Raw genomic sequence first — 19,302 nt, forward strand, 5'->3', positions numbered from 1 at the left:
CCCGCCCGGCAGCTGCCGCGGCGGGCCTTCTGCTGTCTGGGGGCTGGCCATGCGAACCGAATGGGACGGCGTGCTGTGCCTTCAGCTCGGCCTGGTCGATCGGCAGTTCGATGCCCGCATCGTCTATCAGGCCGGCCCCTTCCGGGCCGACATCCGCGCTATCGAGATCCGGACCGCACAGGGCTGGCTCCCGGTGCCTTGGCTGCTGGACCTGGTGGAGGATAGCGCGCCTCTCTTCGACATGCTGCGGGACCACGCCGCCGGCCGAACGGCCGACGCGCGCAGGATCGCACGCGGCGCCTGAGACAGGACACCCGCCATGGCCGTCCCCGCCCTGCCGGGCAGCCCGGACGGACAGGATGTCGCCGACGCCCGGCAAGCTCCGGCGCTGCGGCTGGACCGCATCCAGGAGCACCTCCTGGACGCCTTCTATGCCGGGCGCTCTGCCAACACGGTCCGGGCATACCGCCGGGACCATGAGGATTTCCGAGCCTTCGTGGCCCGGCAGGACGGGCTCGCCGCCTTCGCCGCCACCGCCGAACAGGCGGTGCGGATGCTGCTGGCGATCGAGCACGGGCAGGCCAACGCTTTGGCGTTGGGCTACCGCACCGACATGGTGCGGCGGCAACTCCAGCCCGCCACCGTCAACCGCCGGCTGGCGGCGTTGCGGTCGGTGGTCAAGCTGGGCAACACGCTGGGTCTGGTCAACTGGACGCTGGACGCTGAGAACATCGACTCCGTGACCTACCGCGACACGCGGGGGCCGGGGCGGGACGGCGTGCGGGCCATGGTGGCGCAGGCTAAGGAGCGCACCGACGCCAAGGGCCTGCGCGACACCGCCATTGTCAGGCTGCTGCACGACGTGGCCCTGCGCCGCGGCGAGGTGGTGTCGCTGGATCTGGAGCATTACGAGAGCCGGCGCGGCACCATCGCGGTGCTGGGCAAGGGGCGGACCCAGCGCGAGCGGATCACCCTGCCGGCCGCCACCAGGACGGCGCTCGATGCGTGGATCGCTGTCCGCGGCAAGGCCGCTGGACCGCTGTTCCACCGCCTCGATGTCGCCGGCCGAGGCACAGGGCGCCTGACCGGCGCCGCCGTCTACCAGATCGTTCGTGAGCTGGGGGCCGGGGTGGGCATCGCCACCCGGCCGCACGGGCTGCGGCACTCGGCCATCACCGCGGCGCTGGACGCCAGCAACGGCAACATCCGTGCGGTGCAGCGCTTCAGCCGGCACCGCACCGTCCAGACCTTGCAGATCTACGACGACAACCGCGCCGATCTGGCTGGCCAGATGGCGGCGCTCATTGCGGAGGATTGACATGGGCGAGACCCTCACCGCTCCGGTGCGCAGGGTGCGCACCCTGGACCAGGCCACGGCTGTTGTCGGCCGGATCGGCGCTGCGCAGGTGCAGCTGAGCCGCCTGAAAGGCTCGCTGGACGTGGCGATCGCACAGGCCAACCTCGCCTATGAGACTGCGGCGGCGCCGTTGCGCACGGCGATCGCCGCCGACACGGAGCTGCTGCGCGGCTACTTCGACGCCAACCGGGCCAGCTTGCTGACTGGTGGCAAGAAGTCGGTGGCGCTGCCCACCGGCATGATTGGCGTGAAGAAGACGACGGCCAAGGTGGTGGTGGCCGATGTCGACGCGCTGCTGAAGCGGCTGGAGGACGACCGCAAGCTGCGGCGCTTCATCCGCACCAAGTGCGAGGTCGATCGGGCCGCACTGCTGGCCGAGCCGAAGGTGGCGGTGACCATCGAAGGCGTGTCCATCGAGGGGGGTGAGGACGCCTTCTTCGTCAAGCCGCTGGCGGTCGGGACGCCCTGAAACCGAGCTTGCGAAAATGAGCATTATCGCAAGCTGCCCCCTGAAAACCGGCTGAAATCCAAGGGTTTCGCAATGACTTCCCATTCCGTGACGATCGGCGCCGCGACGCTGATGTTGGGCGACTGCATCGAGCGGATGCGGGAGCTTCCCGACAGTTCGGTCAGTCTGGTGCTGACCGATGTTCCCTATTCCAGCGGCGCCACCCGCGAGGCCGGACGCACGGCCTACGGCAAGACCATGACGCGGTCGACCAAGGGCGGCGGTGACCGGTGGTTCGGCTCCGACAGCCTGAGCACGCGCGGCTTTCTCCACCTGCTGCGCAGCTGCGCCATGGAGTGGCAGCGGGTGTTGAAGCCCGGCGGCCATGTACTGGCCTTCATCGACTGGCGCATGGGCGATCATCTGGCCGACGCCATCGATGGGGGCGAGGCCGCGCTGTTCCTGTCCGGCCATGCCGCCGACGCCATGGAAAGCGCCGACCTGAAGCGGGTGGGGCTGCTGGTGTGGGACAAGACCTATTTCGGCATGGGGACGCACTTCCGTCACCAGCATGAGCTGATCCACCACTTCACCAAGGGCAAGGGCAGCGAGCCGCTGCGCCGCAACGTCGCCAACGTGCTGCGTCACGCGCCGGTGCGGTTCGGCGCCCACCCGACGGAGAAGCCGGTGGGGCTGCTGGCCGAACTGATCGGCACCGTCTGCCCGCTGGGCGAGACGGTGCTCGACCCGTTCTTCGGCAGCGCGTCGGCCGGCCATGCCGCGCTGACCACCGGCCGGCGCTTCATCGGCATCGAGCGCGATCAGCGCTATTTCGAGGCCGGATGGCAGCGGCTGGCCAACCTCACCGAGGAGCTGGCAGCATGACCATGCAGCTGGAGGACGTGATGCACGGACTCACCACCCGAACCGCCACCGACGGCGTCATTGTCACGATCGGCGGCACCATGGGCTGGTGGCTCGATGCCCTGCACGGGCCGGCGCAGGAGCTGGCCTTCTGGGGCACGGTGACGCTGGTGGTCGGGCGGCTGGTGCTGCTGGCGCTCGACGTCCGCGACCGCCTCCGCCGCCCGTCCAAACTGTTCACGCGTGAACACTTTGACGACGCCCCCAAGCCGTGAACGGCCGGCCGCCCGCGGGTCCTTCCGGCCCCGGAGGGAATACGGGTGGCGAAGTCGCGGTGAACGGCCGGGTCCGAGGGAAATCGAAGGGGGGTTCCGGTTCCGGTTCGAAGGGACGCCATGGCAACGCAAGAAGAAGTCGCGGCGTATCTCGACCTGACCGACCGCAGCGTGCGGGAGCTCCGCGACAAGGGGGTGTTCCAGGACAACGGGCGCGGTGGCCTGGACCTGGACGACTGCCGCATCGCCTACATCCAGCACCTGCGCGAGCGGGCCGCCGGACGCAACGCAGACCAGGACGACACGCTGAAGCGCGAGCGCGCCTTGTTGGTGCGGGAACAGCGCGAGCGCATCGCCATCAAGAACGCGGTCGACCGTCGCGAGCTGGCGCCGGTGGCCGACATGAGCGCCGCGGTGGTCTCCATGATCGAGATCGTGAAGGCCAAGCTGCGCCGCCTGCCGGCCAAGGTTGCCAAGTCGGATAGCCGGCTGAAGGTCCGGATTTCCGACGCGCTGGAGGAGGCGCTGGACGAGTTGAGCCTGGAGCGGGTGGAAGAGCAGCTCGCCGACGGCGGCGGTGCGGACGAGGCCGACGGTGAGTGACGTGGCCGTTGCCCGCGGCGCCAACCTGGTGGCGCAGATGCGGGCCTGGTTCGCGGCCTGGAAACCGCGCCGGGCGATGTCGCTGTCGGATTGGGCGCGCGAGCATGCCCGGCTGGAGGATGGCAGCCGCTACACGCCGTTCCCCTTCCAGGTCGGCATCATGGATGCCTTCACCGATCCGGCGGTGCGCCAGATCACGGTGCGGAAATCCAGCCGCATCGGCTACAGCCAGATCGTCAAGAATTACATCGGCTATTGCGCCGACCAGAACCCCAGCCGGGTGCTGGTCTACCAGCCGACGATCGACGATGCCGAGGACTTCGCCAAGGACGACGTCGCCAAGCTGCTGCTGTGGCCGGCGGTGCGGCGGCTGTTCTCCGGCAGGAAGCGGGACGCCAGCAACACGATCCGGTCCAAGCGCTTCCCCGGCGGCTGGATCAAGATCAAGGGCGCCAACAGCCCGAAGGAGTTCCGCCGCATCACCGCGGACAAGGTGCTGCTGGAGGAGCCCGACGGCTACCCGCCGACGGCCGGCATGGAAGGCGACCAGGCGGAGCTTGCCTTCAAGCGCTGCCTGACCAGCGACGAGCCGCTGAAGGCCGCCGGGTCCACCCCGACGGTCAAGGGCGCCAGCAAGATCGACGCCCTGTTCGAGCAGGGGACGCAGGAATACCGCTACGTCCCCTGTCCGCATTGCGGCGAGATGCAGTTCCTGGTGTTCGGCGACGGCACCGGGCCGGGCATCCGGTGGGAGCCGAAGGAGGCGCCGGAGCGCGCCTGGTACGTCTGCACCAACGGCTGTGCGATCGGGGAGGAGCACAAGGCCGAGATGGATGAATGCGGTGAGTGGCGCGCCCACGCCCCGCAGAACTATCCGCATCGGTCCTTCCACATCTGGTCCGGTTACAGCCAGTTCGAACAAGCGTCCTGGCTGGAGCTGGCCAAGGAGTTCGTCCGGGTCCGGAAGGACCCGAACAAGCTGCGCGTCTTCGTCAACCAGGTGCTGGGCGAAACCTATGCCGTGAAGGGGGAGGCCCCGGAGTGGCGCCGCCTTTACGAGCGCCGGGAGGAGTTCCGGGGAGTTCCGGCCGGCGGCCTGATCCTCACCGGCGGCCTCGATGTCCAGAAGAACCGCGTCGAGCTTTTCGTCTGGGCCTGGGGCGCCGACGGGCAGAGCTGGCTGGTGGATCACATCGTCCTGCCGGGCAACCCCTACGAGGCCGCCGTCTGGCGCGCGGCATCGGAGGCGATCCAGGGGATTTGGCAGCACGAGTCCGGTGTGGAGCTGCGCCTGACCAAGGTCGGGGCGGACACCGGCTTCGCCACCACGCAGGTGGAGGCCTGGGCGCGCAAGCACCCCGGCCTGGTGATCCCGATCAAGGGCGCCACCTCGCTGGGCGCTCCGGCCTTCGCCTGGTCCAGCGTGCGGGAGTCCAACCCGAACGGAAAGCGGCGCAAGCGCGGCCTGCGGCTCGGCATGGTGGGCGGCCACACGCTGACCCTGGAGCTTTACGGCCGGCTGAGTCTCGACCCGCCGACGGATGAGGACATGGCCGGCGGCGCCGGCTACTCCGCCGGCTATGTCCACCTGTCCAGGCAGGCCTCGGAAGAGGTGTGCAAGCAGATGGTGGGCGACCAGTGGGTGGAGGAATCCGGGCAGTGGAAGCAGGTCCACGCCACGGAGGCCCTGGACGGCTGGAAATACGCCCGCGCGATGATGATCGCGTTGGGCGCCGAACGCTGGACTGCCGCCCGGTGGGCGCAGCTGGCCGCCCCTCTGACCATCGCCGCCCCGCCGGCACCGGAACCCAACAGCCCGGCGCCGCCGGCTGAAGACGCATCGCAACCCCGCCAGCCCGATCCGGTGCCGGCGCCGGCCGCTCCCGCACGGGGGCGCCGGCCCGGCTTCATCGGCCGTGGCCGCGGCTTTCTGAGGTGACCCAATGGCCTTCACGCAGACCCAGCTGGACGCGCTGAGCGCGGCGATCGCGTCCGGCACGCTGCGCGTCACCTATGACGGCAACACCGTGGAATATCGGTCGATGGCCGAGCTGGTGCGGGCACGCACGCTGGTGATGAACGGGCTGAACACACAGGCCGGCGGTGCGCCCACCGGGCGCCGCTTCGCCTCCTACCGCTCGGGGCTGAGATGAAGACGCCGTCCCTGAACTGGCTGGACCGCGCCATCAGCTTCGTCAGCCCGACGGCCGGTTTCCGCCGCGCCCGTGCCCGGCTGCTGGAGCAGGTGGTGGCCGGTCCGCGCAACGCCTTCGAGGGTGCCAGCCGCGGCCGGCGCACCGAAGGCTGGCGCACGCCGGGCAGCTCGGCCAATGCCGAGACCCGCGACCAGCTCTATCCGCTGCGGAACCGCTGCCGCGACCTGGTGCGCAACAATGCCTATGCCGCCCGCGCGGTGTCGGTGATCGCCACCAACACGGTGGGCGCCGGCATCATCCCGCGCATCGAGGGCGGCAGCGAGGCCAAGCGCAAGCGGGCGGCCAAACTGGTGACGGATTGGCTCGACACCACGCTGTGCGACGCCGACGGCCGGAACACCTTCTATGGCCTTGAAGCCCTGGCCATGCGCACGGTGGCGGAGGCGGGCGAAGTCCTGATCCGCCGTCGCTGGCGCCGTCCCATCGACGGGCTGCCGATCCCGATGCAGCTCCAGGTCCTCGAGCCCGATTTCCTGGACAGCAGCAAGGACGGACCGCTGGGGAACGGCAACACCTGCTATCAGGGGGTGGAGCTGGACGCGCTTGGCCGGCGCGTCGCCTACTGGCTGTTCGATGACCATCCGGGCGACCTGACCCGCATGCGCTCGCTGACCTCCCGCCGGGTGTCGGCGGCCGAGGTGATCCACGTCTTCCGGCAGGACCGGCCGGGACAGGTGCGGGGCATCCCATGGGGGGCGCCGGTCATCATCCGCATGCGCGATTTCGCCGACTATGAGGACGCGCAGATCCTCCGGCAGAAGATCGCCGCCTGCTTTGCCGTCTTCGTCCATGACGATGAAGGGGGCGACACCGGCCCGGTGGGCGCGGCAGCTCCTCCGCTGGAGGAAATCGGCCCCGGCATCGTCGAGCACCTGCCGCCGGGCCGCGATGTCCGCTTCGCCACGCCGCCGGGGGTGGACGGCTACGCCGATTTCAGCCGCTTCACGCTGGCTGCGGTGGCGGTGGGCTACGGCATCACCTATGAGGCGCTGACCGGCGACCTTGGGAACGTCAATTTCTCCTCCGGCCGCATGGGCTGGCTGGAGATGGCCCGCAACATCGAGGCATGGCAGTGGAACATGCTGATCCCGCAGATGTGCGGCGGCGTGTGGGCCTGGATGATGGAGGCCGCCGCCATTGCCGGGCTAGGACTGGAGGGCATCGTCGCCTCCTGGACGCCGCCGCGGCGCGAGATGATCGACCCGGTGAAGGAAACCGAAGCGGCGCGCGATGGGGTACGAGCCGGCATCTGCACCCAGTCCGAGCTGATCCGCCGGCAGGGCTACGACCCCGAGACGGTCTTCCAGGAACGCGCGGCCGAGCTGAAGCGCATGCGTGAGCTGGGGATCACCTTCGACACCGACCCGGCGGTGAAGCCGGGCGCCAAACAGCAGCCGGCCGATGCCGGCAGCGCCCCCGCCACCGCCTGAAAAGAGGCTTTCCATGAGCGACCGCAAGCCGCGGAACGCCGTCAGCGCTGACGGCGAAGTGATGATCTATGGCGTCGTCGGTGACGAATGGGACGGCTTGGACGCCAAGTCCGTCATCAACGGCATCAAGGCGCTGGGCAAAGTGGACACGATCACCCTGCGCATCAACAGCGGTGGCGGCTACGTCTACGAGGGCCTCGCCATCTTCAACTATCTTCAGGCCCATGCCGCCCGGAAGGTGGTCCATATCGACGGCATCGCCGCCTCGATGGCGTCGGTCATCGCCATGATCGGCGACGAAATCCACATCCCGGCCAATGCGCTGATGATGATCCACAACCCGTGGAACCTCGCGATCGGCGACGCCTCCGCCATGCGCAAGGAGGCCGACAACCTGGACCGGGTGAAAGCCTCCATCATCGCGATCTATGCCGCCCGCACCGGCAAGAGCGAGGCCGAGCTGTCGCAGCTGATGGACGCGGAAACCTGGATGCGGGGGCAGGAGGCCGTCGACGCCGGCTTCGCCACCGCCGTGGGCACGTCGGTGGATGCCGCCGCCCTGCTGCGGACCGACCTGTCTTTGATGAATTTCACCAATCTGCCCGACGCGCTGCGCCGGGAGACCAAGCCCAACCCGGCCGCGGTGGCCGGGTTGGTCCGCGCGGCTTTGACCGCCGAGCACATCGAGGAGAGCACCATGGCCGATACGGTCAATGACTCGGCGCAGAACGCTGGCGCCGATGAAGCGAAGATCCGCGCCGAGGCGCAGGCGGCCGAGCGTACCCGCGCTTCGGGCATCCGCGCCGCCGTGCGCGCCGCCAAGCTGCCGGAAACCCTGGCCGACGAGCTGGTGGACGCCGGCACGCCGCTGGACAAGGCGCGCGAGACCATCATCAACAAGCTGGCCGAGGCCGACGAAAGCGGACCGCAGACCCGCAACCAGGTGCGCATCACCGGCGACGCGGTGGACCGCTTCCGCACCGGCGCACAGGCCGCGCTGCTGGGCAAGGCCGGTCTGGCCAAGGACGATGCCGGCAACGAGCTGCGCGGGCTGAGCCTGCGCGAGATGGCCCGCGAGTCCCTGGAAATCCAGAACGTCGCGACCCGTGCCATGCGGCCGATGGACATGGTCAAGGCGGCCATGACCCACAGCTCCGGCGACTTCGTCTTCATCCTCGCCAACGTCGCCGAAAAGTCGATGATGCGCGGCTATGAGGAGGCGAACGAGACCTTCCAGCAGTGGACCTCCACCGGCCAGCTGTCGGACTTCAAGCCCACCAGTCGCATCGACCTGAACAGCTTCCCCTCGCTGGGCAAGGTCGATGAAGGGGCGGAGTACCAGTACGCCACCATCGGCGAGCGCGGCGAGACGGTGCAGCTGGCCACCTATGGCAACCTGTTTTCGATCACCCGGCAGGCGATCATCAACGACGACATGTCGGTGTTCACCCGCATCCCTCAGCGCATGGGCCGGGCCGCCATCCGCACGGTGGGCAACCTGGTCTATGCCACGCTGACCGCCAACCCGACCATGTCGGACTCCGTGGCGCTGTTCCATGCGACCCATGCGAACCTCGGCACCGCCGCGGCGCCGACGGTGGCCAGCCTCGATGCCGGCCGGGTGGCGATGGCGACGCAGAAGGACCGCTCCAAGAACGCGGTCGCGCTGAACCTGCGTCCCCGCTTCATGCTGGTGCCGGTGGCGCTGGAGGGCACCTCCAAGGTGCTGATGGCCAGCGAGTTCGACCCGTCCAAGACGCAGCGCGTGCCCAACAGCGTGGCCGGGCTGGCCGAGGTGGTGTCCGACGCCCGCTTGGACGCGGCCAGCACCACCGCCTGGTATCTGGCTGCCGACCCGAACGCCACCGACACGGTGGAAGTCTCCTATCTGGACGGCGTTTCCACCCCCTGGCTGGAGCAGCAGGAGGGATGGAAGGTCGATGGCGTCGAGTTCAAGGTCCGGCTGGACGCCGCCGTGAAGGCCCTGGCCTGGGAAGGCCTCTTCAAGAACCCTGGCGCCTAAACGCCATCCACACCACCGTTGCAGCGATCGGGGCGGCCAGAGTGCCGCCCCGCTGCGTTTCGCGAGGACATCCCGATGAAGAACTATGTCCAGGACGGCCACACGCTGTCCCTGAACGCCCCCTACGATGTCGCCTCCGGCGGCGGCCTGCTGGTGGGCGCCCTGTTCGCGGTGGCCGTCAGCGCCGCCACCAGCGGCAACGCAGTGCAGGGTGCCACCTGCGGCGTGTACACCCTGCCCAAGACCAACGCGCAGGCCTGGACGCTGGGCGCGAAAGTCTATTGGGACGACACCAACAAGGTGGCCACCACCACGGCCAGCGGCAACACGCTGATCGGCTGCGCCGTGGCCGCCGCTGCCAACCCGTCCACCACCGGCACCGTCCGCCTGAACGGCACGGTGTGACCATGAGCGCCTTCGCCGCCATGCTCGACACGCTGTTCGCCGACCCGAACATGGCGGTGGACGCGCTCTATACCCCGCCCGATGGCAGCCCGGCGGTGCCGTGCCGGGCGCAGCTCCGACAGCCGGATCTCGACTGGCGGGGCGGAGATGCCAGCGTCGGCACGCCATCGCGCGTCGCCGAGGTGCGCGTGTCGGAAATTCCGCTGGTGGAGGAGGAGGGCGCGCTCACCGTCGGTGGGCAGGCCTATACGATCCAGAAGGCCAGCCGGCCGGACCGCGCCCGGCTTATCTGGCGGCTGGAGCTGCGGTGATGCCGGTGTCGGTCCGCGAACAGATCCTCACCGCCTTTCAGGGCCTGCTGGGCACGGTGGTGGCGGAAAACGTCACCGGCACGCTGACCGTCTACCGCGGCCGGCGCAAGGCGGTGCCGGAGGAGAAGCTGCCGGCGCTGGTCATGCGCGGCAGTCCGGTGTCTTCCGACCAGGAATCGGCTGCGGTGACCCGCAATTTCGAGCGCGTCGCCGTGACCGCTCTGGCGAAGGACGCCACCGATGCCGGCCTGGACCGGACACTGGTGGACCTGTGGGCGGCGCTTCAGCGTGCGATCGAGGCCGACCCGACCTTGGGCGGCATCGCGGTGGACACGACCATCACCGAGGCCGACCAGGGCGCCGCCGACGACGAAGGCGTGGGCGGGCTGGGCGATGTCTTCATCGCCGTCACCGTCGAGTATTGGACCCGGCCCGGCGACCCCTACGCCCTGGCTCCCTGACCCTTTCACCCATTCGGAGAGCATCCATGAACATCCCGGCCCATCGGGCGGCGGCGGTGGAGCCGACGCCTGCCCACAGCTTCGAGCTTCGCGACGGCGAACTCGTCAACCTGACCGAGGAAGACGCCAAGGCGGCCGACGCTGTCCCCGCTTCCTCCGTCGCCACCGTCACCAAGGGCCGCCGGCCCGCCAGCGAGGCGCCGATCGTCACCGCGCCCATGGCCGAGTAAGGAGCACCCGCCATGGCCCTGCGCACCCGCAACAATGCCCTGCTGGCGAAGATCGAAACCACTGAAGGCACGGACGCCGGTCCGGTGCCGGGCACCGATGCGGTGCTGGTGGAGAACCCGCAAATCAGCTTCAACCCCAACACCGTCCAGACCAACGAGTCGACCGGCAGCCTGGATGGCCGCGGTCCGATCACCGGCGGCATGACGGTGCAGCTGACCTTCGATGTCCTGCTGAAAGGCTCGGGCACCCCCGGCACCCCGCCGGAGTGGGGCGATTTGATGAGGGCGGCGGGCTGGGCGGAAGTCATCACCGCTGCCGCTGTCCCGGCCGTGCCGGAGGCCGCCACCGCCGGCACCACCAGCAGCCTGACGCTGGGCAGCGGTGCCAGCGGCACGGCGCAGGCCTATCGTGGCATGCCGCTGCTGCTGACCGGCAACCCGGCGGCTGGCGCCACCAGCTTCGTTGCCGACTACACCGCCGGCAAGCTGGCTACCCTGGCCGACCTGTTCGGCACGGCGCTGTCGACCGGCACCAGCTACCAGGTGCCGGTGAATGTGCTGTATCGGCCCGCCTCCACCAACATCCCGTCGCTGACCTTCTATTTCTACCAGGACGGCGTGCTTTACAAAGTCGTGGGCGCCCGCGGCAACGCCACCCTGAAGCTCCAGAGCGGCAACATCGGCCGCATCAGCTTCACCTTCACCGGCATGTTCGTCAGCAAGACCGACGCCAGCGTTCCAACCGGGCTGGTCTATGACGCCACCCGGCCGCCGGTGTGGAAGGGCGGCAAGGCGCTGGTGAACCGGGTGGCATCGGCCATGGCGGCGATGTCGATCGAGTTCGGCAACCAGATGACCAATCCGGACAACCCGAACGCGGCCGAGGGTTTCGACCCGTCCATCATCACCGCCCGCAACATGACCGGCAGCTGCGACCCGCTGGAGACGCTGATCGCCACGCGCGACAGCATGGCGGCGCTGCGCGCCGGCACCCAGCAGATCATCCATGCCAGCTATGGCACGGCGGCAGGCAACCGGATCGGCCTGACCGTTCCGGCGGCTTTCTACACCAACCTCCAGCCGGGCGACCGTAACGGGCTGCTGACGAACACGCACCAGTTCGCCTGCACCGGACAGGATGCCGGCGCCTTCCTCTGCCTCTTCTGACCCCGCGACCCCGGCCGGCACCGGGCAACCAGTCGGCTCCGGCCGGCGGGGCGCCGTCGTGCGCCAGCGGGCGGAGATGTCGGCTCCGCCCGCACCCCACCCCTCACCGACAGAGGACACCCCCATGCTTCCCGTCTCGACCAAGGACGTGGTCCATTTCATCCCGCGCCTCGACCAGATTGCGACGCTGACCGCTCTGCGCGCCAAGGCCGAAACTCCCGACCTGGAGGAGGGCTTCACCCGGCTGATCGACGCCGTGCAGGCCGAGATCGACTCTGCGCCGCAGCCGGTCTACCTGCTGGCCGTGCCCAGCCATTTCCAGCGCGCCGCCTTCCGCCGCGACCTGCGCGCGGCCGGCGCCAACTACCCCGGCGATGCCGAGCTGTACAGGGCACTGCGCGAGGATCTGCGCGAGGTGAACCCCTACAACCTCGACACCCTGCTGGAGCTGATCGACGAGGTAGAGGCCTCTGCCCAAGGCGACGTCGACCCTGACGCGCTGGACGGGCTGGAGACCATCACGCGCCTGGCACGCGCTGCCGGCGGGCGGTACGCCGCCATGGAAGGCGATCGGGAGTTCTGGCTGTCGGTGGCGCCGATCGTCGCCTGCCGCCACTTCCTGCGCGGCTGGGAAGGCGTGAAGGCTGCCGATGGCACGGATGCCCCCTTCGTCCGGCGCCGCGACCTCACCACCGATGAGACGCTGGCGCATCTGGAGGAGGCCGAGCTGCGCGCCGTCGGCTTCAAGATCATGAGCCTGATGCGCCCGTCCAAGGACATGGAAAAAAACTCCGCATCGCCGTCGCGGTCAGCCTCCAGCCGGAAGCTTTCCCCGACGGCGAAGAAGCAGCGCCTGACGGCTCCGCGTGGCTCCTCTTCGGAGAGCGCTTCGACCGAAACCCCCGCCTCGACCTGACCGAGGATCACTTCGACATGGTGCAGCTCTGGCGGGCCTACCGGCCGCAGCCGGGGCGGATCGGCGGCATGGCCGCCGGTGTGGTGCCGGTGGTTGGCCATCTGCCGGATGCCGGCGGCACCGGCGACCAGGCCGCCATCATGATGGACGCCTTCGCCATCATGAGCGACGCCGAGGCCGAGCTGCTGGCGGGAGAGCCATCATGATGATCCTTGGCCGGATCACCGGGGACCTGAAGGAGCTGGTGAACACCAGCTTCGACGAAATCGGCGATGCCGCCCGTGCGGCAGTGCGTTCGGCTTCCGAAGGCCTTCAGGCCGAGCTGCGCCGGCAGACCCGCGCCGCCGGGCTCGGCACCGGCCTGGAGAAGGCGTGGCGGCTGGAGCTGTATCCCAAGGTCAGCCGTCGGCGCACCCTGCGCCCGGCCGGCCTGGTCTACAGCAAGGCCACCCGGCTGCATGAGGCCTTCGACAGCGGCGAAACCATCACCGCCCGCGGCGCCAAATGGCTGGCCATCCCGCTGCCGGCCGCCAAGGCCGCCGGTTTCGACAAGCAGCCGCAGCGGCCGGATTCCCGGCGGGCCAGTGCGGTGCCGGCCAAATGGTCCAACGTCAAGGCGGCGGAGGCGAAGTTCGGTCCGCTCCGCTTCCAGCCGATCGGCAACGGCGCCCGCGCGCTGCTGGTGGCCGACGGCAAGGCCCGCGGCGACACGCTGGCGCGCGGCGGCGCCGGCCGGGCCACCTCCATCCCGCTCTTCCTGCTGGCCAAGAAGGTCCGCGGCCGCAAGCTGCTGGACATCGACGCCGCCACCAAGGCGGCCGAGGCGCAGCTGGCCACCAACCTCTCCAACATTCTCGGGCGGTAACAGCCATGGCGCAGAAGAAGGTCAGCGTCCGCCTGTCGGTGGAGGCGGACAACGTCGATGCGATCCGCAGGAAGCTGGAGGAGCTGGGCGTCTCCATCAAGTCGGTGGGGAACGACAACAGCCCCGACCGCCTGCGCCGGCAGTTCGAGGCATTGGAGGGCCGGCTGGACACCACGTCGCGCGCCACCCGCAAGCTGGCCGACGACGAGGCCCTGCTGAAGCGTGCGGTGGACGAGCTGGGCGTGTCGCGGGAACGGGCCAACGCGCTGCTGAAGGCGGCCAAGGACGCCTACGATCCGGCAGCGATCGCCGCCCGCAAGGAAGCGGATGCGCTGCGCGGGCTGATCGACACGCTGGACAAGACCGCCGCCGCGAACCGGAAGGTTGCTGACGGGCAGGCGTTGCTGGACAAGGCTCTGGCCGGTGGCGTGCAGGGCACCACCCTGACCGAAACGCAGCACCGCAAGCTGAGTGCCGCTCTGCGCGAGCAGCATGGTGTGCTGGAGGAGAGTGCCAGCAAAACCAAGCTGGCGGCGCACGAGATGACCAACCTGAGCTATCAGGTGCAGGACTTCGCTGTCCAGGTCGGATCCGGGCAGGGCCTCTTCCGCCCCCTCCTTCAGCAGGCGCCGCAGGCCGTCGGCGCCGTCGGCGGTGTGAGCCGTGCCCTGTCGCTGCTGCTGTCGCCGATCGGCCTGACCATCGCGGCCGGTGCCACGCTGGCCACCGGGCTGGCGGTGATTTCGTCGCGCGCTGTCGGCATCGAAGGACAGCTGCGCAGCCTGTCCGTCGCCACCAAGGCCTATGGCACGGAAGCGCAATCCACCGCGGCGCAGCTGCGCGACCTGGCCAAGGCCCTGTACGCCGACGGCGCCGGCAAGGACGAGTCGGAAGCCGCATCCAAGGTGATCGCCACCACCCGCGGCCTGTCTTCCACCATGGCCAAGGAGATTGCCGGCATCGGCAACGACATGGCCGCCGGCATGGGCAAGTCGGTGGACGAGATGGTGAAGCAGCTCGGCTCGCTGGCGACCGAGGGCTATCCCGCCATCAAGAAGCTTCAGGACGAGATCGGCTTCCTGACCTCCGATGAGCTGAAGGCCGTGCGCGCCATGGCCGAGCACGGGCAGCAGGCCCAAGCCCTTGGCGTTGCGGTGGAGGCGTTGCACCGTCGCTTCGACGGTTTGCGGCAGCAATCCATGTCCCCGGCCGAACAGGCGTTCCGCGACCTTGGCGTCGGCTGGAACGCCTTCATGGATGCGGTGGCGCAGAGCCGCCCGGTGATGGAGATGATTACTGGAGTCTCCGGCGCCGTCACCCGGATGGCGGCGGCAGTCACCAGCACGCCGAAGGAGCAGATTGCCGACCTGGAGACCCGCATCGCGGCGGTGAAGAAGAGCATCGCCACCCGCGACGGCGCCAAGGCGGACGGCGAGACCTATCTGAACCTCAATCTGCGATCGCTGCTGTTCGGCACCACCGATGGCTCCGACCTGGATAAGCAGCTGGCCGACCTCGAGCAGCAGCTGAAGGCCGCGCAGGGCCGGCTGGTGACGGAGCTGGCCAAGACGCCTGTACGCGTGGCCGGCACGTCGGCCGGTGCCGCCAGTGCCGGCGGCAAGACCGACGAAAAGGCCGTCCAGTACGTCGATGAACAGACCGCCGCCTATGAACGGCTGGCCAAGGCGATGGGCGGCAGCCAAGCCGCCCGGACGCTGCAAATGGCGTCGATGCGCGCCGAAGACGAGATCCGGGAGCGGCGGCTGTCCGGGCAGGAGGCGGAGGACATCCGTGACCTGCGGCGCAAAGAGGCCCTGTTGCAGCTGTCGGTCGCCTATGGCGACGAGCTGCGCAGCCTGTCGCTGGCGGCACAGGGCAACGTCCAGCTGGCGGCGGCTTATGGCCAGAGCGAGGCGGCGGCGCTGCGCCAGAAGGCCGCCAACGATGCGCAGGCCGCTGCTGCCGGCAATGCCGCCGTCAGCGTGGCCGAGCTGACCCGCCAGAATGTGCTGAACGCCGCCTCCTCGACCGCGGCCGACGCCGGCAAGGCGGTGGCCGACCTCACCCGGCAAGCGGTGGCGCAGGAGAAGATCGCCGACGCGGCCAAGCATGGTGCCGCGGCGCAGGCCGAGGCCGAGCGGCAGGCGCAGGTCGCTGCCCAGACCTCCGGCATCCTCGCCGCTGCGCAGGTGGCGGAGGAGGAGGGGGCGGCCGAGCTGGCCAGGACGCTGCGCGATCTGGCCGGCGCCTACGACCTGGTGTCCAGGCGCGGCACCGAGGCGCAGAAGCGGACGCAGGGAGAGGAGACCCTGCGCACCGCCCGGCAGGGCCTGGACTATGCCCAGCAGGAGCTTGCCCTGATGGGGCAGGCCGAGCCGCTGCGCAATCGGGCGCTGAAGTCGCTGCAAATCCAGCAGCAGGCGCAGGGGATGGCCAAGTCGGCGACCTCCGACCAGATCGCGGAGTGGGTGAAGCTTCAAGAGCAGATCGCCGACACGCAGGCGCTGACGCAGTACGCGAACGACGTGAAAGCCACCTCCAAGGAAATTGCCGGCAGCATTTCGGAGAACCTGTACGACCGCCTGACCGATCCGAGCAAGGCCACCAGTGTGGTGGACTTTTTCAAGTCGATCTTCAAACGGATCGGCCTGGCGGCGCTCGAGAACGCGGTCGTGCTGCCGATCGTCACCTCCGTTGTCGGTGCGGCGCCGTCGCTGTTCGGCGTCCAGGCTCCGGCTGGTGCCGGCGGGATCGCTGGTGCCGCGCAGGGATCGGGCGGGCTGCTGAGCAACGCCACCAGCTTGGTCAGTCTTGGCCGGTCCGGCTGGCAGCTCTTGAGCGGCGGATCGGGCTTGGCCGCGACGCAGGCCGCCGGCTCCTTCGCCACCAGCAGCCTGGGCGAAGCGCTCGGCCTGTCCACGTCGGCGGCGGGGGTGATCCCGGAGGCCGCCGCCACTGACTTGATGCTGACCAGCACCGGCAATGCCGTTGTCGGCGCCGCCGGCACCATCGGCGCGGCGATGCCCTACGGTGCGATCGGTGGCTTCGGCGGCGCCTATCTTTCCAACAGGTTCATGGGCGGGTCGAAGGTTGGTGGAGCGCTGACCGGTGCTGCGCTGGGCGCCGGCAGCGCCGCACTGGGCGCCTCGATCTGGGGCATGGGCGCTGTCGGCGGCCCGTGGGGCATCGCCGCCGCTGCCGTCATCAGCGCCGTCATGGCGATGCTGGGGTCGCAGAAGAAGAGCGTCGGGCCGAACAGCTCGGGAAATGTGGTTCTGGACGGTGCTGGTGGCTTCCGGACCGATCGGGCGCTTGCGGACAACGGGGCAGACGCCTCGCAGATGCAGACCGTGACGGACTCCGTCGCCAAGGCCATGACCGCGATCATCGCGGGGGTTGGCGGCAAGCTGACCGGCGGTGACGGCGCCAACACCGGGCGGCTGCAATATTTCGCCGAAGGCAACAAATGGTTCGTCACCCCGCAGGTGGGCGACAAGGCGGGTCAGAAGACCGAGTTCACCGACCAAAGCCAAGCCGTCCAGTTCTACATGCGGGAGAGCCTGAAGGGGCTGATCGGCAACGGCTCGCTGACCGGTGTGAACGACGATGTGAAGACGGTGCTCGCCAAGAGCAACGCCACCACGTCGGAAGCGTTGACCAAGCACCTTCAGCTGGCCGCCACCTTCCAGGACTCGGTCGATGCGATGAACAACGCGATCGGCTTGGAGGATGCCGCCCGCAAGCAGGGCAAGACGGCGGCGGCCGATCTGACCACCGCCATCAAGGATTTCCGTCAGACCGCATCCGACGCCGGGCTGGACGCGACCAAGGCCGCCAATGCGACCCGCAACTGGATCGACACGCTGGTCTCCGGCGCCGATCCCAAGACCTACACCGTCTATGAGGCGCAGGCGGCGCAGTTCCGGGCGCAATGGTCCAACATGGGCGACGTGCTTCAGGCCGTCGGCTACTCCGCCGCCGATGCGGCGAAGAAGATGGACGAGGGCTTGGGCAACGCTCTGAAGAAGCTTGCCAAGACGCTGAACACCAGCCTGGACCAGCAGATCAATGCGGCGCTCGGTCGCGACTTCCTGAACCAGATCACCAAGGCGCTGGAGGACGAACAGACCAACGCCCGCGATCTGGCCGCGGTGGGAGAGCCGATCACCAAGGCGCAGACCCTGCGGGCGGCGCAGCTCAACAGCATCATGACGCAGCTGAACGCCACCCAGCTGGACGTCATCACCTCCACCTATGGGGCGACCAGCGACATCGGCAAGCTGGGGCAGACCATCAAGGCGATGGGCACCGACGCCGGCACCGCCGCAGCGAACCTTGCCTCCTTCCAGGCCGATGTGCAGAGCCGGATGTATGCCGCGTTGGGCAACGACCGCGGATCGCAGCTGATCGCGCTGGATGCCCAGCAGGCCAAGGCCCTGGCCGAGGCGCAGGCCGCCGGCTACGACATGACGGCGCTGCAACAGGTGCAGGCGGCGGAGCGGGCGGCCAAGGCCTTTCAGCTCGCGCAGGCCGATGTGCTGGGCGCTTACGACCAGCAGATCACGGCGCAGCAGGATTACATCACCGGCCTGACCAACGGCGCGATGAAGATCGCACAGTCGGCCCGCCAGTTCCGGAGCGCCTTCGACGCCCTGGCGCTGAACGACAACTCGCCGCTGTCCGACCTGGAGCGGCTGAAGGAGGCCCGCCGGCAGGCCGCGGTCGATTACGCGACTTACAAGGACACAACGAAGAGCGATGAGGATCGGGACGCGGCGAAGCAGGATCTGCTGTCCATCGGGCCAACCCTGATCCAGCTTGCACGGAGTTACTTCGGCCCGACCGACAGCACCGATTACAAATGGATGCGCTCCGTCTTCGCTGAGTTCGGCGATACCACCGCCTTGGGCGTGGATACAGCCGAAAGCACGCTGAAGACGGCGAACGACACGCTGAAGGAGATGCAGAAGAGCCGGGCGGAGGCCGCAGCCCTGGGGCAGAAGCAATATGCTGCGGTGACCGATCTGACCGGCATCATGCAGCGCTCCTACCTGGTCTATCAGGCGCAGCTGACGGCGCTTCAGAAGCTGACCGGCACGACCTCGACCACGGCGCCCGTCACCACCGTCGATCGGACGGTGGAGCAGAAGCGGGCGCAGCTGGAGGCCTTCAGCAACGCTGACATCGAGCGCTATTTCGGCGGCTTCAGCGACATCATCGCCGCCCGCGACGCCGATCCGCTCTTCAACCTTGCCAAGTGGTTCAAGGAGTTCGGCATCGGCGAAGTGTTGTCCGGCGCCCGGATCATCCCCGGCTTCGCAACCGGCACACCGTCGGCCCCGCCTGGTTTGGCGTGGGTGGGTGAGGAAGGGCCGGAGCTGGTGCGGCTGGCCGGCGGTGAGCGGGTCTTTCCCCACGACGCCAGCATCGAGATGGCGCAGCGCTTCAACGCGGCGAACGACCGGCTGCCGGCTGGCGTCACCAGCTTCCGGCCGCGCCTTGCCGCGTCCGATGCGGGGGTGGGCGCCATGGTGTCGGAACTGCGCAAGTTTCGCGAAGAGGCACGGCAGGACGCCCGCGCCATCGCCGACACCGTCATCGACATGATGGAAAAGCAGATCACCGCCCTTCGTGACGAGAACGCGGAGCTGCGCCGCCGCATCGACAAACAGTCTCAGGAAATCCGGCTCGGACAGGCCGTGCCGCAGTATGCAATGAAAGGAAGATGACC

General features: G+C 68.9%; 19 protein-coding genes. All 19 read left to right on the forward strand.

Features of this window, described 5'->3' with window-relative positions; translation table 11 throughout:
* Positions 1 to 49: 49 nt before the first annotated feature.
* The 19 genes from E6C72_RS16350 (at position 50) to E6C72_RS16435 (ending at position 19,300) form a co-directional block, all read left to right on the forward strand.
* On the forward strand, positions 50 to 304 hold the full coding sequence (locus E6C72_RS16350; protein WP_109086413.1) for a hypothetical protein: 255 nt from the start codon (positions 50 to 52) through the stop codon (positions 302 to 304).
* A gap of 15 nt (positions 305 to 319) precedes the next feature.
* Positions 320 to 1,318: a tyrosine-type recombinase/integrase gene (locus E6C72_RS16355; RefSeq protein ID WP_109086412.1), complete on the forward strand. Its 999-nt coding sequence runs from the start codon at positions 320 to 322 to the stop codon at positions 1,316 to 1,318.
* 1 nt (position 1,319) lies between these two features.
* Positions 1,320 to 1,826 (forward strand): host-nuclease inhibitor Gam family protein, encoded by a 507-nt coding sequence (locus tag E6C72_RS16360; protein WP_109086411.1) that lies wholly within the window; start codon positions 1,320 to 1,322, stop codon positions 1,824 to 1,826.
* 72 nt (positions 1,827 to 1,898) lie between these two features.
* On the forward strand, positions 1,899 to 2,690 hold the full coding sequence (locus E6C72_RS16365) for a DNA methyltransferase (RefSeq protein ID WP_109086410.1): 792 nt from the start codon (positions 1,899 to 1,901) through the stop codon (positions 2,688 to 2,690).
* Complete coding sequence (locus E6C72_RS16370) at positions 2,687 to 2,944, forward strand: hypothetical protein (RefSeq protein WP_109086409.1); 258 nt, start codon at positions 2,687 to 2,689, stop codon at positions 2,942 to 2,944. Before E6C72_RS16365 ends, E6C72_RS16370 begins: the two co-directional genes overlap by 4 nt.
* A 120-nt stretch (positions 2,945 to 3,064) precedes the next feature.
* Positions 3,065 to 3,547, forward strand: a complete 483-nt coding sequence (locus E6C72_RS16375) for a hypothetical protein (RefSeq protein WP_109086408.1) — start codon at positions 3,065 to 3,067, stop codon at positions 3,545 to 3,547.
* A complete protein-coding gene (locus E6C72_RS16380; RefSeq protein ID WP_136700787.1) occupies positions 3,540 to 5,486 on the forward strand; it encodes a phage terminase large subunit family protein in 1,947 nt (648 codons plus the stop codon). Before E6C72_RS16375 ends, E6C72_RS16380 begins: the two co-directional genes overlap by 8 nt.
* Before the next feature lie 4 nt (positions 5,487 to 5,490).
* Positions 5,491 to 5,700 carry a phage head-tail joining protein gene (locus E6C72_RS16385; protein ID WP_109086406.1) on the forward strand — a complete coding sequence of 70 codons (210 nt, stop codon included), beginning with the start codon at positions 5,491 to 5,493 and terminating at the stop codon, positions 5,698 to 5,700.
* Positions 5,697 to 7,193 carry a phage portal protein gene (locus E6C72_RS16390; protein ID WP_109086405.1) on the forward strand — a complete coding sequence of 499 codons (1,497 nt, stop codon included), beginning with the start codon at positions 5,697 to 5,699 and terminating at the stop codon, positions 7,191 to 7,193. The genes E6C72_RS16385 and E6C72_RS16390 overlap by 4 nt, the downstream gene beginning before the upstream one ends.
* 13 nt (positions 7,194 to 7,206) lie before the next feature.
* Complete coding sequence (locus E6C72_RS16395; protein WP_158280177.1) at positions 7,207 to 9,216, forward strand: ClpP-like prohead protease/major capsid protein fusion protein; 2,010 nt, start codon at positions 7,207 to 7,209, stop codon at positions 9,214 to 9,216.
* A gap of 75 nt (positions 9,217 to 9,291) precedes the next feature.
* Positions 9,292 to 9,621 (forward strand): DUF2190 family protein, encoded by a 330-nt coding sequence (locus E6C72_RS16400; protein ID WP_109086403.1) that lies wholly within the window; start codon positions 9,292 to 9,294, stop codon positions 9,619 to 9,621.
* A 2-nt stretch (positions 9,622 to 9,623) separates the two neighbouring features.
* Positions 9,624 to 9,932 carry a hypothetical protein gene (locus E6C72_RS16405; protein WP_109086402.1) on the forward strand — a complete coding sequence of 103 codons (309 nt, stop codon included), beginning with the start codon at positions 9,624 to 9,626 and terminating at the stop codon, positions 9,930 to 9,932.
* Positions 9,932 to 10,393, forward strand: coding sequence for a hypothetical protein (locus E6C72_RS16410; RefSeq protein WP_109086401.1), 462 nt, complete (start codon positions 9,932 to 9,934; stop codon positions 10,391 to 10,393). Before E6C72_RS16405 ends, E6C72_RS16410 begins: the two co-directional genes overlap by 1 nt.
* Before the next feature lie 26 nt (positions 10,394 to 10,419).
* Positions 10,420 to 10,623: a hypothetical protein gene (locus tag E6C72_RS16415; RefSeq protein WP_109086400.1), complete on the forward strand. Its 204-nt coding sequence runs from the start codon at positions 10,420 to 10,422 to the stop codon at positions 10,621 to 10,623.
* A 12-nt stretch (positions 10,624 to 10,635) separates the two neighbouring features.
* The gene (locus tag E6C72_RS16420) at positions 10,636 to 11,790 is read left to right on the forward strand and encodes a hypothetical protein (protein WP_109086399.1); all 1,155 of its coding nucleotides are present in this window, start codon (positions 10,636 to 10,638) and stop codon (positions 11,788 to 11,790) included.
* Between the two features lie 124 nt (positions 11,791 to 11,914).
* Positions 11,915 to 12,706 carry a hypothetical protein gene (locus E6C72_RS16425; RefSeq protein WP_109086398.1) on the forward strand — a complete coding sequence of 264 codons (792 nt, stop codon included), beginning with the start codon at positions 11,915 to 11,917 and terminating at the stop codon, positions 12,704 to 12,706.
* 17 nt (positions 12,707 to 12,723) lie between these two features.
* Entirely contained in the window at positions 12,724 to 12,912 is a 189-nt protein-coding gene (locus E6C72_RS16430; RefSeq protein WP_109086397.1) for a hypothetical protein, read from the forward strand.
* Positions 12,909 to 13,571 carry a DUF6441 family protein gene (locus E6C72_RS31795; protein WP_158280176.1) on the forward strand — a complete coding sequence of 221 codons (663 nt, stop codon included), beginning with the start codon at positions 12,909 to 12,911 and terminating at the stop codon, positions 13,569 to 13,571. The genes E6C72_RS16430 and E6C72_RS31795 overlap by 4 nt, the downstream gene beginning before the upstream one ends.
* A 5-nt stretch (positions 13,572 to 13,576) precedes the next feature.
* Positions 13,577 to 19,300 carry a phage tail length tape measure family protein gene (locus tag E6C72_RS16435; protein ID WP_158280175.1) on the forward strand — a complete coding sequence of 1,908 codons (5,724 nt, stop codon included), beginning with the start codon at positions 13,577 to 13,579 and terminating at the stop codon, positions 19,298 to 19,300.
* Positions 19,301 to 19,302: the final 2 nt, after the last annotated feature.

Source organism: Azospirillum sp. TSH100, assembly GCF_004923295.1.
Lineage (GTDB): Bacteria > Pseudomonadota > Alphaproteobacteria > Azospirillales > Azospirillaceae > Azospirillum.